The following is an 18,799-nucleotide window of genomic DNA, read 5'->3' on the forward strand; positions in this document are numbered from 1 at the left end:
TTATTTTTGATAACCGGCATGCCAGCGTAGTAAATAACGTTCCAAAAGTTGCGCTAGAACATCGGCTAATTTGCCTAATAGGGCATAAAGAAGAATACCGACCAGAACTACATCTGTTTGCAAAAACTCTCGTGCATTCATAGTCATATAGCCAATACCTGCTTGTGCTGAAATAGTCTCAGCTACAATGAGCAGCACCCAAACCAGTCCTAAAGCAAAACGTAAACCAACTAAAATCGAGGGCATCGCACCTGGTAGAATAATTTCTTTGTAAAGCTGCCAACGTGAAAGACCATAGCTTTTACCCATCTCAATTAATTGTGGATCGACTGAACGGATACCGTGATAGGTGTTGATATAAATAGGGAAGAAGACTCCGACCGCCACCAAAAATAATTTGGCTGTTTCATCAATACCGAACCACAAGATAACCAGTGGAATAAGTGCTAATGCTGGGATGTTACGAATCATTTGCAAGGTTGTATCGAGCAGGGTAGAGGCGAAACGTGAAGACCCATTGAGCAGACCCAATAGCAAACCTAAACCACCCCCAATAAATAGTCCGAGTAAGGCCCGTCCTGCACTGACTTTAACGTGCTGCCAAAGCTCGCCGCTAATGAGTAGATGCCAAAAAGCAGAAACGACAGCCGTAGGAGCCGGCAGAATACGATTTTCTAAAAGGCCTGAACTTGACGCAATTTGCCAAACAACCAATAGAACAATCGGGAAAATCCAAGGCAGCAGACGCTGCCCGACTTGTTTCGTTCCACGTGAAACAATATTTATATCTTTGCTCATGCAGGCTCCTTGACGGAACTATTTTGTTTCTTCTCGTCTGGAACATAGTTGTTGGCAATGATTTCACCGAATGGACCAGTTAAGTTTGGTTGAGCAAGTTTAGCTCGGGTCTCGATTGGTAATAATGGGAATACTAACTCTGCAAAACGGATTGACTCTTCAAGGTGTGGATAGCCTGAGAAAATAAAGGTATCGATACCTAAATCCGCATATTCCTGAATACGTGCAGCAACGGTTTCAGGATCGCCGACAAGTGCTGTACCTGCACCACCGCGGACTAGACCGATACCTGCCCAAAGATTTGGGGATACTTCAAGTTTGTCTCGATTACCGCCGTGTAGAGCCGCCATGCGTTGCTGACCCACTGAGTCCATTTGTGCAAATTTTTTCTGTGCTGCAGCAATAGTTGCATCATCCAGATATTGGATAAGCTCGTTAGCTGCTGCCCATGCTTGTTCATTGGTTTCACGAACAATGACATGCAAACGAATGCCATAAGTTAATTTACGGCCCTTAGCCTCAGCTTTGGCACGAACATGTTCGATCTTTTCTTTCACGGCTGCAGGTGGTTCACCCCAAGTCAGGTAGGTGTCGACTTGCTCAGCCGCGAGTTCAACAGCAACATCTGAAGAACCACCGAACCAAAGAGGTGGATAAGGTTTTTGAACAGGTGGGTAAAGTAGTTTTGCATCATCTACTTGTAAGCGTTCACCGTGGAATGTAAAAGCTTCACCCGTATGTGAACGCGTCAAAATTTCACGCCAGATTTTTACGTATTCATTGGCTGTTTGATAACGCGTTGAGTGATCTTCATATAAACCGTCACCGCGTAGTTCTGCTTCATCGCCACCTGTCACTAAGTTGAGTAGAACACGACCATTCGACAAGCGGTCAAATGTTGCAGCCATACGAGCTGCCAACGCTGGTGTTGTTACCCCCGGACGTAATGCAACTAAAAACTTAAGGTGTTGAGTTGCATCAATTAGGCTTGCCGCAGTAATCCATGGGTCTTCACATGAACGGCCCGTTGGAATAAGTACACCTTCGTAACCCAAGTTATCTACTGCCACAGCAATTTGCTTCATATAGGCATGGTCAACCTGACGAGCGCCTTTACTTGTACCTAAATAGCGACTATCACCGTGGGTAGGAATAAACCAGAAAATTTTCATGTGCATTACCTATATATCTATTGAAATTACTTGGCACCCCAAACAGCTTGTTTAATGCTGATTGGTTTAGGGATGATGCCTTGTTGAGTAAAGATGTCTGCAAGCTGCTGTTGTTCAGCAATGACTTTGCTGTTAAGTGGAGCTGCCGATGATGGACGTGGACGGCGTTTAATAAATAAGTCACTGGTCGCAGGTTTTAGGCCTGTACTTTGGCCAATCGCACTTGCAGTTTCTGCTTGATGGCTTTGAACCCATTTGTCAGCTTGATTGATCTGCTTGATGAGTCCTGGAACAGCTTTTGGATATTGCTTAACAAAATTTGGAGCGGCTAAGTAAAAGGTATAGTTCGGGCTTAGGCCTTTACCAGATGCAAGAACACGAGCTTGGTCTTCTAATTGTGCTGAAGCGTAGTACGGATCCCATATTGCCCATGCATCAACGGCTCCTTTTTGGAATGCAGCGCGAGCATCGGCAGGTGTGAGCCAAATTGGGGTAATGTCGCTCCATTTTAAGCCTGCTTTACGTACGGCCTGAACGAGTAGGTAATGTGAGCTAGAACCTTTCTGTAGCGCAATACGTTTACCTTTTAGGTCCTTAAGCTGTTTTAGTTGTGAGTTTTTGGGAACTAAAATTGCCGAGGCCAATGGTTTGGCTGCTTCATAAGCAATGTAATATAAAGGCTTGCCAGCGGCTTGAGCGTAAACCGGGGGCGTGTCTCCAGTAACGCCAACATCGAGTGAGCCAACAGCTAAGGCTTCTAAAATTTGAGGGCCAGCGGGGAACTCATTCCAAGTGATTTTGGCATTTGGAAATTCTTGTTCAAATAGTTTCTGCTGTTTGGCAATCGCGAAGTTAATCGAACTTTTTTGAAAACCAATACGAAGTTCTTTCACTGTTGGGTCAATTGCCCAAGCAGGTGCTGCGATTGTTAAACCTAATACAGCGACCGCGCTAAAGTGCTTAACTAACTGAGTCCACTGACTCTTATTAAATAATGACTGATGTTGCATATTGATATCCTTGTTCCCTTAACACAAGGCACAGCATTTATATCGTTATTTAAGCTGTGCCCAAGCTGGGTTTATTTCAGTTTTAAAATGGCTTCTTGAATGGTGAGCTTGTTGGGAATGAGCTTTTGCGCGTAGAAGGCATCAGCTACATATTGTTGTTCTTGAGCTACCTTGTCAGATATTGGCTGAACTCCAAAACCCATACGTGAAATGGATGTTTTGAGTACATCAAACTCAAGTGCCGTAGGTTTTTCGAGTAGCTTGGCAGCCTCATCTTGGTGTGTGCTGACCCATTCAGTTGTCTGGTTTAGCGTTTGTACAACCGTGTTCAGAACTTTTGGATTATTTTCTGCAAATTTACGATCAGCTAAGTAGAACTGATGATTGCTTACCAAGTTTTCACCTGTTGCCAGAACGCGGGCCTGAATTTGATGTTCAGCTGCTGCAAAGAACGGATCCCAAATCACCCATGCGTCGACAGCTCCTTTTTCAAAGGCTGCACGCGCATCTGATGGTGGTAAATAAACAGGTTGAATATCACTTAAGCTCAAGTGATTTGCTTCTAAGACTTTTAATAAAAGGTAGTGAACATTCGAACCTTTATTCAGTGCGACACGTTTTCCTTTTAAGTCTTTAATAGACTGGATTGGAGAATCTTTTTGTACCAATAACGCTTCTGCTTTTGGTGCAGCAGGTTGATTTGCAACATAAACTAAATTTGGATTGGCTGCTTGAGCAAAAATAGGTGGTGCTTCACCTGCTTCGCCTAACGAAACACTTCCTACATTTAGGCCTTCAAGTAATTGAGGTCCTGCAGGAAACTCAACCCATTTCACTTGTACGCCTTGATCTTTGAGCGCTTTTTCCAAGTCACCACGTGCTTTTAGAATAGGAAGGATGCCATATTTCTGATAGCCGATATTTAAAGTTGTCGTGGTGTGCTCCTCTTTTTTGGCACAACCACCTAGCATCATCACTCCCGCAAGACTGGCAGCAATGACTGAATATTTTGCCCATGAAGTGGAATTAAAAAGTGCCATGTGGTTTCGTGCTCCCCGAAAGAGAAAAAGAAAAATAATTGGATGAGCAGATACCCTAAAGGGATTTTTATTTCGTAAAAAATAAATATTCAGTCTTTATTTATGCAAAAAAAAGCTAAAAACTTTCGGCGATAAACTTATGCAAAAAAATGATTTATTGAACAGAATAATATTTATAAAAAGATATTTAAGTATATGTAAATAAAATAAAAATTATTAAAATAGAAAAATTTAAAGATTTAAAAAAAGTACAACCATACATTAATTACCTTTATGGTTGTACTTTTTAGACTAAGCTTATCTGAAATAAGAATATCTTAAAAAATGCATAGTCTAGGGAAGCAATTTTTTAAAGACTAAAGAATTTCTTTGATAGTTATAAAGTGCCTGACGGGCATTTGGTAAGTCATCCACACTCACCTGATGGAAACCGTGTTCTAAGAACCAGTGCGCGGTACGGGTGGTTAAAACGAACAATTGACGAATACCTTGTTGTTTGGCCTTTTCTTCGAGAAATTGCAGAATTTGGCTGCCACGGTTCGATTTACGATAGCTCGGGTGTACTGCCACACAAGCAATTTCTGCTGAACGTGTTTCATTAAACTCAGTCGGAATCGGATAAAGGGCAGCGCAGGCCAAAATCATACCGTCTCGTTCAATGACAGCGAACTGGTTAATTTCTTGTTCTAAACGCTCACGTGAGCGATACACCAAAATGCCTTCTTCTTCTAATGGGCGTAAAAGGTTCATTAACCCGCCGACATCTTGAATATGTGCCATACGGACTTCTTCATAATGCGCATCGGTAATCATGGTACCCACACCATCACGCGTAAAGAGTTCTTCAATAAGGGCACCATCATAAGAATAAGAAATTAGATGGACACGATGTACACCCGATAAAGATGCTTTTTTTGCTTCTTGCAAATGTAGGGTTAGGGTTGGGTGTGTGGTTTGGTATTGTTGAATATAGTAATCAAGCTGGTGTGGGCTTAATTCACGCAGTAATTGCCCATCTTCGTTAGGTAAACCTTGTCGCTCACCTAAAAAGATTAATTTATCTGCCTTTAAATAAGTCGCAGTTTTGGTTGCAACTTCTTCAGCTCTTAAATTAAATACTTCACCTGTGGTTGAATAGCCCGTTGGACCAAGTAAAACAATATTATTGTTATCAAGATGACGTTCAATCGCGTCTGTATCTATTGAACGAACTTCGCCTGTAAGCTGAAAATCCATTCCTTCACGAATACCATAAGGTTTAGCGGTTACAAAATTACCTGATACGACATCTATTCGAGCGCCATACATTGGAGAGTTAGCTAAACCCATAGATAACAATGCTTCGATTTCTAACCGAATAGATCCTACAGCACTCATAACACAGCTTAAAGATTCGCGTGTAGTAATACGGCAGTTATCATAAAAAGGGGTTTCAATCCCTTTTTCTTTAAGGTTGTGATTAATTTGTGGACGTGCGCCATGCACTAAGATTAAGCGAATGCCAAGAGAATGTAATAAGGCAATATCGTGAATAATATGTTCGAAATTAGGATCGCGGACTGCTTCACCGCCAAACATTAAAACAAAAGTTTTATCACGATGCGCATTGATGTAGGGTGCTGAATGTCGGAACCAATGTACATAATGCTGGGTATTATTATGTGATTTCTCTAAAGACTTAGTTGGCATACCGATCTCGAATCAACAGCAAAAAGATATAAAGAGGATTCTAAACAAAAAAGCTCAAAGTCGCATGTTTTAGATAAAAAAACACCCAAATTAGCTTTGGGTGTTAGATGTTTTATGAACTTAACGAATTACTTTAATAATTTTATGGCTTTGCTCATTTACGAGTACATAATTTCCATTCACCTTATACCATTTTTGATAACGACCTGGCTTAGTCAATTTCTGGTGTGAGCGGTAGTCAATGACATAACGTGGATGTTGGTATTGATGCGGTACGACTTGGCCTGCACGCCAGATATTCGCATGGTCATCTTTATGAATGACTTTAACGGTTTTTGTCTCATATCCTTGGTGGTGATAATGGTCGTGAGGCGCAGCCATTGCTGTTGTTGCGATTAAACCACTCATTGAAAGAACAATTGCTGTTGTTATCTTTTTCATCGTAAACCTCGAATGATCTATTAAATTTCGATAATTGAAGATTAGTGAAAAATTACAGATAAATCGTGAAGGCGAAGAATAATAAATGTGAAAATTTTCTATGAAATAAGAAGAAATTTAGAAGATTTAAATTTCTATATCATATTGATATAAAAATAAAAAAGGATAAAGCCGATCAGCTTTATCCTTTCCTACTAAGCGATAGTGAGGAGCTATCTATCTTAGAAACCGCGAATACTCACAATACTGTTAGAGTCCGTGTCGACTAAAATATAGTCATTGTTAATTTTGTACCACTGCTGGTTACGATCGGGTTTAGGTAAGTTATTGTCTTTATAGTCGACTTTATAACCATTACCACGATAGTGCTGTGGCATCACATAACCTGGCTGCCAACGATGTTGTTTCAGACGCTCAAAGCCACGTTCCTCACGCATACGGCGTTCATCGCGAACACGATCACCATTATCGTCACGGTCAAATTTATGCCCACGATCATTCCATTCACCACGAGGTCCGCCTTTAGGACCTTTCGGGCCATGTCCTCGGTCAAAAGGAGGATCAGCAAAGCTTGCCATACTGGTGGACAGTACAGTGATGCAAAGGGCTAAGATGGTGAACAACTTTTTCATGATGCATCCTCGTTTACATCTGATGTCTCTCATGTTGAATACTGTACGCGCAAAATGCAGAGAAACTGTGAAGATCATTTAATGCTTCAATTAAAATTACGGATAAATCCAGCGTTTTTCTCAATAATAAAAAAGGCTTGTATATATCTTTTCAGGTATAGCCAAGCCAGATGTGATGATCGGCTATAAATTATTTTAGCTTTTCATCTGTAATTATTTAATCCTGTGCATCAATACTTTGTCCATTGAGCGTTAAGCTATCTTCACCCATTAAATAAAGATAAGCCGGCATGATGGACTCAGGTGTTGGTAATGTTTTCGGATCTTCTTCAGGATAAGCTTTAGCACGCATGGCAGTACGTGTAGCCCCTGGGTTAATACAATTAAAGCGAATATTTGGATAAGTATGCTCAGCCGCAAAAATCTTGCTCACCGCTTCAATCGCGACTTTCGAGACAGAATACGCACCCCAGAGCGCGCGTGCCTCACGGCCTACACCTGAGCTGGTAAATACGACAGAAGCGTTTTCTGACTTTTGTAATAGCGGTAATAAAGCTTGGGTTAAAGCAAAAGGTGCACGTAAATTGACTGCCATCACATCATCCCATACTTCTGCTGGATAATGTGCAAGTTCTACCCGCTCACCCAAAATACCCGCATTATGCAAAATGCCATCCAGACGACCAAATTGTTTTTCTAGTGTACTTACTAAAAAGTCATAATCGCGATCGGAAGCACTCGAAAGCTGGAGGGGTAAAATAGCAGGTTGAGGTGCGCCTAAACCTTCAATTTCATCATAAATTACTTCAAGTTTATTTAAGGTTCTACCATGCAAGACGACAGTTGCACCATGTAAAGCATAACTGAGGGCCGCAGCTCGCCCAATTCCATCACCAGCACCAGTGATTAAAATAATTCGATCTTTGAGTAGATCCGGACGAGGTTGATATTCTGAATATTTCATTGGTAAACCTCCTTCTTTTTATATTGATATAAGTAACCGTTAAAAAAGCTTATAAAACTCTTGTGTTAACTTATCATACGCTGATTTTCCTGTAGAGCAGGAAGCTTTTGACGTAACAACTCGTGTAATTCTGTCACCGTATTTACAATCGAATCGGCTTGCCAAGCGTTTAAATCATCCCGATGTTCGATAGGTAAATAGCCATAAGCTGCCAAGATGGTATACATATCAGCATTGCGACCAGCATCGATATCACGTGGGTGATCCCCAACATAGATGATTTCATTTGCCGGGATATTTAACTGCTTTGCAGCCAAATACATAGGTTCCGGGTCTGGCTTGGTTTTAGAAACATCTTCCGGACATACCAAAACCGCACAGCGTTCTGTCAGGTTTAACTTTTCTAGAAGAGATTCACTTAAACCACGTGGTTTATTGGTGACAATACCCCACGGAATTTGCTGAGCTTCTAACTCTTCTAAAAGTGGATACATCCCTTCAAACAGGTCAGTATCGACAACAATATTATTGCCATACAAATCTAAAAAATTTTGTCGATGTGCCAAGAAAATTGGATTAGTCACATCCAGCTCTGGGTAGACCAATTTGACCATGGCACGGGCACCTTCAGACACTTGTGTACGAATAAGATCGGCTTCTACAACAGGGCGTCTTGCATCACGGCACATTTGTTGAATAATACGAATAAAGTCGGCAGCCGTATCGATGAGAGTGCCGTCTAAATCAAATAAAACAGCCTTCATCATGCACCTGTCTTTACTGTATGAACCATATAGTTAACATCAACATTTGGTGCTAACCAATAACGCTTCGTAATTGGGTTGTAGTGCAAGCCTGTCATTTCTTTTAAAGTTAAGCCTGCATTACGAATGTCATGTGCCATTTCAGATGGGCGAATAAACTTGTGATAATCATGCGTACCTTTTGGCAGCATGCGCAGTACATATTCAGCACCAATAATGGCGAATAAATAAGATTTCGGGTTACGGTTGATGGTCGAGAAGAACACATGGCCACCTGGTTTAACCAAAGTCTGACATGCTTTCACAATGGATGCCGGGTCTGGAACATGTTCCATCATTTCCATACAAGTGACCACATCATATTGGCCTGCTTGTTCTTGCGCCAACTCTTCAACTGGAATTTGACGATATTCAATATTTTGAACATTTTCTTGTTGAGCATGCAAACGGCCTACGGCTAAAGGCGCTTCACCCATATCAATGCCCAGTACATCTGCTCCACGACGTGCCATGCTTTCAGCCAAAATACCGCCGCCACAGCCGACATCAAGTACTTTTTTACCGGCAAGGCCACCTGCACGTTCATCAATCCAGTTCAAGCGTAAAGGATTGATTTGATGAAGTGGGCGAAATTCAGAATGTTGATCCCACCATTTGGCAGCAAGTGCTTCAAATTTTGCGATTTCTTGTAAATCAACATTCAATTGCGACATGGTGTCACCTCTAAACTTGGGTTATCTTTTTGATGTAGTTCGCCGTTAGTGTAGCGATTATTGGGAAAAAAGCGATAAACCCAATAAAAAACTTCACAGAAGCAAAACGAATTTAGCATATTTGTTTTATATTTAGGGCATAAGCTAATGCATAACAACTTAGAGGAAAAGCTGTAACAATGAAAAAATTGGTTTTGGGTGGTTTGAGTGCAGCAATTATGGCCGTATCGGGTAGTGCAATGGCAGCAGATTTTGTTGCTGGTAAAGACTACACCGTAATCGCCAATCCAGGCAAAGTGGAAGTACCGGGGAAAATCGAAGTTCGTGAGTTCTTTTGGTATGGCTGTCCGCACTGTTTTAAACTTGAACCACATATGCAAACGTGGTTAAAACAAATTCCGAGTGATGTACGTTTTGTGCGTACGCCAGCAGCCATGAACAAAGTATGGGAACAAGGGGCACGTACTTACTATACATCTGAGGCATTAGGTGTACGTAAGCGCACGCATTTACCATTATTCCATGCAATTCAGGTGAATGGTCAGCAGATTTTTGACCAGGCTTCTGCGGCTAAATTCTTTACTCGTTACGGTGTGCCTGAACAAAAATTTAATAGCACTTACAACTCATTTGCTGTAACTGCAAAAGTTGCCGAGTCAAATAAACTTGCTCAACAGTACCAATTAACAGGTGTTCCAGCAGTTGTCGTTAATGGTAAATATGTTGTACAGGGTGAAGATGGTAAAGTTACTCAAGTCCTTAATTACTTAATTGAAAAAGAACGTAAGGCAAAATAATAGTTTATTGCTTTAAAAAGGGCTTCATAAGAAGCCCTTTTTTTATAAAATTTATTTCATAATCACGAAATAATTCAATTAATTTTGAGAATTCTCGTCTTCAATCTGAAAATTGAGCGCATCAAAATTGGTGGTTTGGGTAGGTAGTGATAATGCTTGATTAATATATAAATTAATTAATTTTTGGCGAGAACCAATCGAACGCTGATAATAAGTTGAGTTTAAAAGCAACGATGCACCGTAAGTGAGTGACCAGATATAAGATAAATAGTCACGAATCGACATGTCATAATTTAATGATTTTAAATAACTTTCTGTAATATCTTTAATCGCTAGAATACGTTGTTGACGAACTTCATAAAGCTCTTCAAAAAGATGCTTCAACTTAGACTCTGTCATCGTCAGATTTTCTTCAAGTTGATGCAATAAAATCGTTTTTCCCGGTGTGAGCAAATGGTGGAGCATGTACCGTGGTGCATACTCTTTAAAATCAGTATTATATTTTTGAGAAATTTCTAAAATTTGTTTTTCATTTTGAATAATCAATTCAAGCAGAAGTTCATTTTTACTTCTAAAGTGCTTATAAAGCGTACCTTTTGCAATATCTAGCTCGGCCACTAATTCATCTAGAGTAATTTCCTGATTGTTTTCTAGTAACAATTTTTCTGCAACGCTTAGAATTTTTTCTTTGCGCATCAAAAACTGTGTATGACGATCAAGATTCATAGGTATTCCCACACCAGTTTGGCCTAACGAATAGTTTACTTCCTGTAAAAAGAAAAAGACTTTTCTCGAAATTTTCGCCTTTTTCTTTCACTCTTTACGTATTAACACATAACCTGTTTTTTGTCATTTGCCAGTTTTACCGTTCCCAGTTAGCAATGCCTCTAAACAGTAAGCGAACTTGTGTAGACGCATTTTCAATAAATGCAGTTTGTTGCTGTTTAAGTTGCTCACCTTGATATTGTTTGGCGAGGTTGAGCCACGTCATTGCCCATGTAAATGACATATTGGTCAAAATGGTAGATAAGACATTTAAGTCTTGAGGATTTTGAATATGTTTAAAATTTTCGAGTTTAGTCAGATCTGTTGTGAGATCTTCAATCAAAAATTCAATTTCTCTAGCAATGGCTGCACGGACCGTCTCTGAACCACCCCAACGTTCAGCAATCATAAATTGCCACTGTTTAGGGCTATGATTCACTGCCTGCACAAATAGCTCAATACTGGTTTGGGTTTTTGCAGACTTGTGCTGTAAATAACTCTGGCCAAGTTGATGTAAAACGCTTTTTAAATGTAGGGCAACTTGGTCAACCAACTCTTTCCCGAGTTCATCCATGTCTTGAAAATGACGATAGAACGCTGTTGGCACTAAACCCACTTCACGTGCAACTTCACGCAAACTGATACTACTGAACGAACGCCCAGACGTGCTCAGATGCAAGGCTGCATCCAGAAGTGCCTGACGACTTTGCTGTTTTCGTTCATCCCGTATCGACATTAAAAAAACCTATTTAAACCGTGAGCCAAAGTCTAACAAAAAAGAGCAAACTTTCATAAAAAAAATAGTGAACAAGTGTTGACTGAGTGAACACTTATAAATATAGTGTACATATGTTCACTATACGAACATGTGTTCACTCAAATAAATAGCCAGAAACAAAAGAGGAACGTATGAACGCAACACTTAACTATCAACCACATTGGGTTCGAGAAGATTTCGTTGATTTTGTTTTGCAGAAAATTAACGCGACTTGGGCTTGGAAAAGGGTACTTGCAGAAGTTACCGCTGTTCAGCCACTTCATACCGATATGGTACTGATAAAACTTAAACCAAATCGTAATTTTAATTTCGAACAGGTTTGTGCGGGACAAAGCATTCTACTGACGTTGCTTATCGATGGCGTTTACCAACAACGTAGCTATTCGATTATTGAAGTAACCACTCAAGGTGAAATCGCTTTAGGTATTAAAGTACAAGGCTTGGTGTCTCGTGCAGCTCAACTATTACATGTAGGCGAGTGTGTTGAGATTTCACAGCCACAAGGTGATTTTACTTTGCATCAAGGTCAGCAGCCTGCGATTTTGATTGCCTCAGGAAGCGGTATTACTGCAATTTATTCACTCTTGCAGCAAGCTTTGAAACAGCAGCTTGAACAAATTCATGTCATTTATTTTAATCGTGCGGAAATTTTTCATGCTGAATTAAAAGCTTTGGCAGAACAGCATCCACAGCTTCAATATCATTTTTTTAATACCAGCGAGCAAAAGCAGCATTTAACTGAAAGCTTACTGCAAAAGTTGGTTCCAGATTTTGCGCAGACTGCGACCTATATATGTGGGCACCACGGCATGATGCAGCAGGCGAATGAAATTTATGTGCAAAAAGGTGCTCAGTCTCAGCTTCATCAAGAATATTTCCAACCACTTCAAGTGACTGGTACACATGCAGCACAGCCTGTTATTTTCCGCCGTGCTCAACACGAATTTTTAGCTGAAACAAATTTACTGAGCAGTGCAGAGCAGGCGGGACTACGCCCGCAACATGGCTGCCGTATGGGTGTTTGTAATAAATGCAGTTGTACCAAAGTGAGCGGAGTTACTCAAAACCTGTTAACAGGTGAAATTGAAGACCAACCGAACCGTCCAATTAAACTATGCGTGAGCCAGGCATTAAGCCCAGTCACGATTGATCTATAAAAAGAATTACAGAGGATTAACCCTATGAATATGGCATTAAAAGTTTCTATAGCTTCTAAATCTGCTCATTTAACCCCTGAGCAAATTGAAGAATTTGGCCGCCGTGTTGAGCAGATTCGTCAAGATGTTATGCAAAGTCTTGGTGAGCAAGATGCAAAATATATCTACAAAGTCCGTAACTTTGTTCGCTATACCGAAATCGCCTCACGTGGCATGTTGATGTTTGGTGGCTGGATTCCTCCTGTCTGGTTATTGGGTACAGGTTTACTGGGTATTTCTAAAATTGTAGAAAACATGGAACTTGGTCATAACGTTATGCACGGTCAGTTTGACTGGTTAAATGAACCAAGTCTGAATGGTAATACCTATGATTGGGATACCATTGCCTCTGGTGATGACTGGCGTGAAACACACAACTATGTACATCACACCTATACCAATATTGTCGGTAAAGATCATGATGTCGGTTATGGCATTTTGCGAGTAAGCGATCAACAGAAGTGGGAACCTCGTCACCTATTTAATATTCCTTTGGCTCTACAGTTAATGTTTTTCTTTGAATGGTATGTAGGTGTACAAAATCTACATCTTGAAGATGCATTAGTTTATAAAACCAAAAGCTGGAAACAGGTGTGGAAAGATGCGGCTAAGGTCCGTAAAAAAGCAACACGCCAAGTTTTAAAGGATTATGTGTTTTTCCCTGTGATCTCTGGTCCTATGTTTTTACCGGTTTTTGCAGGCAATGTAGTTGCTAATATTATTCGTAACTTGTGGTCATCTGCTGTGATTTTTAATGGCCACTTTACTGAAGATGCAGAAACGTTTGAGCCGGATAATACCGACACTGAAACTAAGGCAGAGTGGTATTTACGTCAGATTCGTGGTTCAAGTAATTTTAGTGGTACAGAATGGCTTCATTTTATGAGTGGTAATTTAAGCCATCAAATCGAACACCATTTATTTCCAGATATGCCTGCCAACCGCTATAAAGAAGTAGCACCGAAAATTAAGGCACTCTGTGCAGAATACGGCATTAACTACAATGAAGCTAATTTCATGCGTCAGTTCTGGAGTGTATGGGTGCGTTTAGCAAAATGCTCATTACCAAACCACACCACTGCAAAAGTGATGCAGACATTAGAAAAATTAAAAGCAAAATTCAAATTTGCCTAATAGATAGACCAATAAATAGCTCCTAAAAAGGGGCTATTTTTATTTTTAAGTCATGAAAAGTGCAGACTTACATTTGAAAGTAGGGAATAAACTCAACCTGTCAAAATCCTTTGCTATACTATGCCCAAGTTTGTATTTAAGAGAATTTAGGAAGGATTATGCGTATTGACCAACGTGCATTAGACCAATTACGTGAAGTGAAAATTACACGAAACTACACCCGTTATGCTGAAGGTTCTGTGCTGGTCGAATTTGGTCACACCAAAGTCCTTTGTACTGCAAGCATTGATAACTCAGTGCCACGCTTTCTAAAAGGCCAAGGTCAAGGCTGGGTAACAGCAGAATATGGCATGTTACCGCGCTCAACACACTCACGTTGTGATCGTGAAGCTGCTCGTGGCAAACAAACTGGTCGTACTCAAGAAATCCAACGCCTCATTGGTCGTAGCTTACGTGCGATGGTTGATTTGAAAAAGCTTGGTGAAAATACTATTACCATCGACTGTGACGTCATTCAGGCAGATGGTGGTACACGTACTGCTTCAATCACTGGTGCTGCTGTAGCATTGGTTGATGCGATGAATGTTTTACTTGCACAGAAAAAAATTAAGCAAGATCCACTTAAAGGCTTAGTTGCTGCAATTTCTGTAGGCATGTATCAAGACGAAGTATTGCTTGATCTTTGTTATGAAGAAGACTCGAACTGTCAAACTGACTTAAATGTCGTGATGACACAAGCAGGCGAGTTTATTGAAATTCAAGGTACTGCCGAAGACAAACCGTTTACCCGTGCTCAAAGCAATGCCATGTTAGAAATGGCCGAAAAAGGAATTGCCGAGCTCATTAAAAAGCAACAAGAAGCTTTAGGCTGGTAAGTTTAAGTTTTCTAAAAAACGCATCTTCGGATGCGTTTTTTATGCCTTCATCAAATCGACATAAAAACATCACTTGCCTGTCACCTTTTCGCTTTATTAGTAGTTCGCATTTAAACCGTTTGGGAAAAACCAATGCGAAAACTTTCAATTTTAAAGTACTTACGCTTAAATGACCTTTGCCCAATCTTCAATATCCAAAAATCTGAAATCTACGATCCTACTTTAAAAATTGAAGACTTCATTCATGAGATTGAGGAAAAACATACGCTACTGACAGACAACAATTCATCTGCCAATGTCACGGCGCTTGGTGATTTTGAGATCTGCAGAAAGCTCAATAACACCTTGTACGAAAACAACAACACGGTAAAAGACTTTACTCAAGATTTTGTACATCAGATTCTTGAAGCAAGACGTCTTGAATCCATCACACCTGAAGGGATGGCACCTGGACAAAGAACAGTAATGTCTTCGTCCACGGCGAAAGGTGAAATCTCCAAAGAACAAAAACACCGTGAAAGTATTGTTTCAGCACAAAAAGAAGCAAACATTAAAGACCAGATTATTGAGAAGCGAAAACAGTTCCAGTACTTCGGTAAAGATTCTGACATTTCACCTCAAGTACAAGCTGGTGCTTACAACAATGCGGATCTTGATGCTGAATTTAATATCTATGGTGAACGTATAAGCGAACCTGAACAGGCTCAACAGGAAAGTGATGTTGAAGCTGTGACTCGCGCCTTAATCACACCAATGAACCTAGACAGCTACTATGATGAATTGAAAGAGATCCTAACAGGATATGACTTAACCGTTGCGCCAATTACTGAATATCAGCTTGTTCAGATGCCACGCCATGTAAAACCTGAAGATCAGACACAATACATTGCGGAAAACAAAGCCAGTCTTGATCAAGCCATCTCACATAGCACTCAAAATGAAATGGAATTCGTAGAACAACAGTATGCAGCTAAGTTTGAAAAAGCTTTGATGAAAAACCCGTTCTCGCACGAATGCGTTACTTTTGAAAAATTGTTGGTGATACTTGGTTCAAAAGGTTCTTCAGCTTCATTACGATCAGGCATTACAATCAAAAAAAAGGATGACTAAACGCATCCATGTAGAAGACATAAGGCTGGTTATCCAGCCTTTAGTTTTTTTTGGGTGAGCTGTTTGTACTTAATACGCCTTAATTCATCACTCGGCATGTATTGGGCTATTTAATATTCGCTCTTATACGGCGTTTCATTGAATATGGCTAATAACAACAACTGCGACAGCGGAATGGCTTCAGGCACTATCATTTCGAGTAAGCGAAACTTTTCAGACGCATTCACATCAAATGCAACCAATAACGCCGTATATGGAATGTGGCGATCTGCAAGTGTAAATCCGGGTAAAAGGTTGGTCCTAGTGCTAACGTTTGAAAGTCATACATATTCAAGCAAGAGATAGCTTTAGGTACATTGGATAGGTTCACGGCGTAAGTTTCAATGTTTGAACACATATTGGCATCCAGTTTGGTTTTAACCCTAGTATAGATTCATTTTAATAAAATAACTTAGTTTTAACGTGCATATTCTTAAACATGACTAAACCACTTCTTAAAACCTTATTTTGTTTTAGGCTTAATCGGTATATACCATTTCATAAAAAGTTTAATGAACTGTGTTTTACCCTTTACAATCCTTAATACATCAATTAAATTGCCCTTAAATCACATCTAATATACAGGATATAGGCAATGACTAAAGAACAGCTAGACGACTTACAAACACTTGGAATGACTGACTATAAAACACGTTTACACGTTAAAGGTGTGCGAATTATTGAAGTGCAACAGTACTCAAAGTCTGTCGATAACAACGCCGTACAACCACTTGCAACTAATACCACTCAAACGCAATTCTTAAATTAATTTTCCAAAAAAATACTTATAAGCACTTTCTGTATTAATATGTCTTTATTAGTTTTAATAAAGCATTAATCAATGGAGTGCTTAAAATGTTAGACACTTTACTTTCGGTATTTTCACCAAAACATAAGCTTTATAAGAATCTCAAGCTAAAACCCTTTATTGATACCTATTTAGTCAATTCTGACAGCATCGCCATGACCGATGTTTTCCCTTTTCATCAAATCAAAGATTCTCTTTGTATGACTGGTATATCTCCTACTAATTTTGTACCAGGCCAAAACATTGTTTTGAATCCACATGCCAAAGATAACGATTCCATCAGCTACCTTGGTCAAGATACGCAAAATCATAAGCCGTTCTACATCTCTACCTTTGCTGAAGAATTGGCTGAAGTATTTAACCCGATTTTTGCAGAAACCATTCATCTTGAAACACCATGCTTACTTGACCTATCTGAAATTGGGGGGTTCTCAAATTCCAAGTCGGATTTAAGCCAGTACCGTAGCATTGATGATTTTGTAAAAAACGCATGCCCTGATTACATTAGTGATGTGAGTATGGAAAATTTAGATCAAATGTTGTTATGGCCAGAAATCCGTTTATTGAACTCTCCAGATACAACCACTGATCAATTTTTTATCTACGGCTGGAGCCCTAAGATTTTTGTTCAAAATGCTGGTGGATCACATCACATGGCTGCTGCACATTACTTGGCTAAGAAACTGAGCCAATGTGTGCCGATTCAAGGCAAAGTAAGTTTGAATCTTATCTCAAATAAAGCACTTCAAAACTTTGATTCAAAATACGCTGCGTTCGCCGTGACACATGATGCATTGATTGATATGGGGAATGATTTATCTGAATCAGGGCTTGAATATCAGCTGGTGTTTTTCCGTGAACGTGAAGTTAATTTTATCTTCTTCAAAAAAAATGATCAGAATGCCCGTATTATTTCGCTATTCAACAATCTGCATGCTTCATTGAATGGTGCATTAAAGACGGCGGTTCAAGCGCAACTCAAAAATGAAGCACTACTCACCATCATGAGTGCTAACCTCTCTGATACATCAAAAGATCAATTCTTTAGCACACGACCTCACTTGGCTGAGATCTACAATCACGTTCAAAACGAAATTTGTTTGAGTGGTCCTAAACCGACTAGCCCGATAATCTAAGGGGTAGGGAAAATGGATCACCAATCATCAACTACACCACATGCACTCATTCTCGGTCTGACACTTGAACAGGCCATTTCTGTTTTAGCAAAGAAACCCGTTGATGCTACCCACTACAACTATCTTGAAGATGACGAGTACAACACCTACGTCATGATGAAACCTGAGTGGACTAGCCTCAACAAACATGCCTACCTACATGTAGATGGCTTAACCCATGAGCGTAAATGGAAGTTTATGCCTAATGCTTTAGGTGAGTACAACTTGATAGAGGGCTGTATTGACCTGTTTGAACTTAACCAGGCCATCGAACAGCAATATCTTGTGTTTGAACAATTCCTGAATAGCCACGACACACCGTTCCGCAAAGTTGGTGAGAAGTTTTCTTTTGTCACACAACTGCTCTTTGATGCATGGGTGATAGATCCAGAACGTGCGATTCAAAAACTTCATGAGATGAAGGAAACAAAAATCTCATTACAAGTGCCTTTGCTTCATGGGAATAGTCAGCATGATTGATACGCATTGCTCTAGATCAACCGTATCACCACTCGCCATTTGTACGTGGACCTAATCAATCCGCACGGTTCCACTTTTTATGGATGCATCGCATATGCCAAGCGTACCATCCGTTTAGCCACTTCAACTGAAATTGAATTACGGACGGTGAATAACAATGAACATGAATGAAAACATTGCTTCAGAAATTGAAGCTCGTAACGCTTTTGAAAATAAATACGGCCTGGTCGGTAGTCTGTTGGCCAGTGGCAATTATTCTTCTTGGGTGCATCAGGCGAAATGGGAAGCTTTTCGTGATGGTTGGATGCAAAGTGAAGTAGATGTTTTTGAGTAATAAAGTTCAATACTAAATAATAAACAGTAATACTTAGTAAAAAAGTTTCATACCAATTTTCAAAAAAAAGAAAATATATTTATTA

The 18,799-nt window shown here is 39.9% G+C and carries 21 protein-coding genes; 9 read left to right on the top strand and 12 right to left on the bottom strand.

Annotated elements, in window-relative coordinates; translation table 11 throughout:
* From ssuC to ubiG, 10 genes are all read right to left on the bottom strand, one after another.
* Positions 1–798 (bottom strand): aliphatic sulfonate ABC transporter permease SsuC, encoded by a 798-nt coding sequence (ssuC, locus tag GO593_RS06465; protein ID WP_000031022.1) that lies wholly within the window; start codon positions 796–798, stop codon positions 1–3.
* A complete protein-coding gene (ssuD, locus tag GO593_RS06470) occupies positions 795–1,970 on the bottom strand; it encodes an FMNH2-dependent alkanesulfonate monooxygenase (RefSeq protein ID WP_000689552.1) in 1,176 nt (391 codons plus the stop codon). Before ssuD ends, ssuC begins: the two co-directional genes overlap by 4 nt.
* Positions 1,971–1,996: 26 nt before the next feature.
* Positions 1,997–2,980: a sulfonate ABC transporter substrate-binding protein gene (locus GO593_RS06475; protein WP_001164664.1), complete on the bottom strand. Its 984-nt coding sequence runs from the start codon at positions 2,978–2,980 to the stop codon at positions 1,997–1,999.
* Positions 2,981–3,051: 71 nt separating this feature from the next.
* Entirely contained in the window at positions 3,052–4,020 is a 969-nt protein-coding gene (locus tag GO593_RS06480) for a sulfonate ABC transporter substrate-binding protein (RefSeq protein WP_001173275.1), read from the bottom strand.
* 333 nt (positions 4,021–4,353) lie between these two features.
* Positions 4,354–5,709, bottom strand: coding sequence for an amino-acid N-acetyltransferase (argA, locus tag GO593_RS06485; RefSeq protein ID WP_001142458.1), 1,356 nt, complete (start codon positions 5,707–5,709; stop codon positions 4,354–4,356).
* 120 nt (positions 5,710–5,829) lie between these two features.
* Positions 5,830–6,150, bottom strand: a complete 321-nt coding sequence (locus GO593_RS06490) for an RcnB family protein (protein WP_000724539.1) — start codon at positions 6,148–6,150, stop codon at positions 5,830–5,832.
* 221 nt (positions 6,151–6,371) lie between these two features.
* Positions 6,372–6,782: an RcnB family protein gene (locus tag GO593_RS06495; RefSeq protein WP_000732883.1), complete on the bottom strand. Its 411-nt coding sequence runs from the start codon at positions 6,780–6,782 to the stop codon at positions 6,372–6,374.
* Positions 6,783–6,999: 217 nt separating this feature from the next.
* Complete coding sequence (locus tag GO593_RS06500) at positions 7,000–7,746, bottom strand: YciK family oxidoreductase (RefSeq protein ID WP_000877608.1); 747 nt, start codon at positions 7,744–7,746, stop codon at positions 7,000–7,002.
* A gap of 65 nt (positions 7,747–7,811) precedes the next feature.
* A complete protein-coding gene (locus GO593_RS06505) occupies positions 7,812–8,513 on the bottom strand; it encodes an HAD family hydrolase (protein WP_000973871.1) in 702 nt (233 codons plus the stop codon).
* Positions 8,510–9,223 (bottom strand): bifunctional 2-polyprenyl-6-hydroxyphenol methylase/3-demethylubiquinol 3-O-methyltransferase UbiG, encoded by a 714-nt coding sequence (ubiG, locus tag GO593_RS06510; protein ID WP_000080759.1) that lies wholly within the window; start codon positions 9,221–9,223, stop codon positions 8,510–8,512. Before ubiG ends, GO593_RS06505 begins: the two co-directional genes overlap by 4 nt.
* A 179-nt stretch (positions 9,224–9,402) precedes the next feature.
* On the opposite strand from ubiG, the gene GO593_RS06515 reads away from it, so the two are divergent.
* On the top strand, positions 9,403–10,020 hold the full coding sequence (locus tag GO593_RS06515; protein ID WP_000737567.1) for a thiol:disulfide interchange protein DsbA/DsbL: 618 nt from the start codon (positions 9,403–9,405) through the stop codon (positions 10,018–10,020).
* A gap of 78 nt (positions 10,021–10,098) precedes the next feature.
* Here GO593_RS06515 and GO593_RS06520 read toward each other — a convergent pair whose 3' ends face one another.
* Positions 10,099–10,746 carry a TetR/AcrR family transcriptional regulator gene (locus GO593_RS06520; protein ID WP_001047027.1) on the bottom strand — a complete coding sequence of 216 codons (648 nt, stop codon included), beginning with the start codon at positions 10,744–10,746 and terminating at the stop codon, positions 10,099–10,101.
* A gap of 136 nt (positions 10,747–10,882) precedes the next feature.
* The gene (locus tag GO593_RS06525) at positions 10,883–11,521 is read right to left on the bottom strand and encodes a TetR family transcriptional regulator (RefSeq protein ID WP_000027529.1); all 639 of its coding nucleotides are present in this window, start codon (positions 11,519–11,521) and stop codon (positions 10,883–10,885) included.
* A 173-nt stretch (positions 11,522–11,694) separates the two neighbouring features.
* Here GO593_RS06525 and GO593_RS06530 point away from each other — a divergent pair, with 173 nt between their 5' ends.
* From GO593_RS06530 to GO593_RS06560, 8 genes are all read left to right on the top strand, one after another.
* Positions 11,695–12,720 (top strand): ferredoxin reductase, encoded by a 1,026-nt coding sequence (locus GO593_RS06530; RefSeq protein ID WP_000994548.1) that lies wholly within the window; start codon positions 11,695–11,697, stop codon positions 12,718–12,720.
* 30 nt (positions 12,721–12,750) lie between these two features.
* On the top strand, positions 12,751–13,893 hold the full coding sequence (locus tag GO593_RS06535; protein WP_085944000.1) for a fatty acid desaturase family protein: 1,143 nt from the start codon (positions 12,751–12,753) through the stop codon (positions 13,891–13,893).
* Between the two features lie 158 nt (positions 13,894–14,051).
* Positions 14,052–14,768 carry a ribonuclease PH gene (gene rph / locus GO593_RS06540; protein WP_001217232.1) on the top strand — a complete coding sequence of 239 codons (717 nt, stop codon included), beginning with the start codon at positions 14,052–14,054 and terminating at the stop codon, positions 14,766–14,768.
* A 132-nt stretch (positions 14,769–14,900) separates the two neighbouring features.
* Complete coding sequence (locus GO593_RS06545; RefSeq protein WP_001228897.1) at positions 14,901–15,878, top strand: hypothetical protein; 978 nt, start codon at positions 14,901–14,903, stop codon at positions 15,876–15,878.
* A gap of 634 nt (positions 15,879–16,512) precedes the next feature.
* Positions 16,513–16,686, top strand: coding sequence for a hypothetical protein (locus GO593_RS19050; RefSeq protein WP_001985060.1), 174 nt, complete (start codon positions 16,513–16,515; stop codon positions 16,684–16,686).
* A gap of 86 nt (positions 16,687–16,772) precedes the next feature.
* Positions 16,773–17,861 (top strand): DUF6685 family protein, encoded by a 1,089-nt coding sequence (locus GO593_RS06550; protein ID WP_000887567.1) that lies wholly within the window; start codon positions 16,773–16,775, stop codon positions 17,859–17,861.
* A 12-nt stretch (positions 17,862–17,873) separates the two neighbouring features.
* Positions 17,874–18,380 carry a hypothetical protein gene (locus tag GO593_RS06555; protein ID WP_000350027.1) on the top strand — a complete coding sequence of 169 codons (507 nt, stop codon included), beginning with the start codon at positions 17,874–17,876 and terminating at the stop codon, positions 18,378–18,380.
* Between the two features lie 157 nt (positions 18,381–18,537).
* A complete protein-coding gene (locus tag GO593_RS06560; protein WP_005142541.1) occupies positions 18,538–18,714 on the top strand; it encodes a hypothetical protein in 177 nt (58 codons plus the stop codon).
* Positions 18,715–18,799: the final 85 nt, after the last annotated feature.

The sequence above is a fragment of the Acinetobacter baumannii genome, assembly GCF_009759685.1.
Taxonomy (GTDB): Bacteria; Pseudomonadota; Gammaproteobacteria; order Pseudomonadales; family Moraxellaceae; genus Acinetobacter; species Acinetobacter baumannii.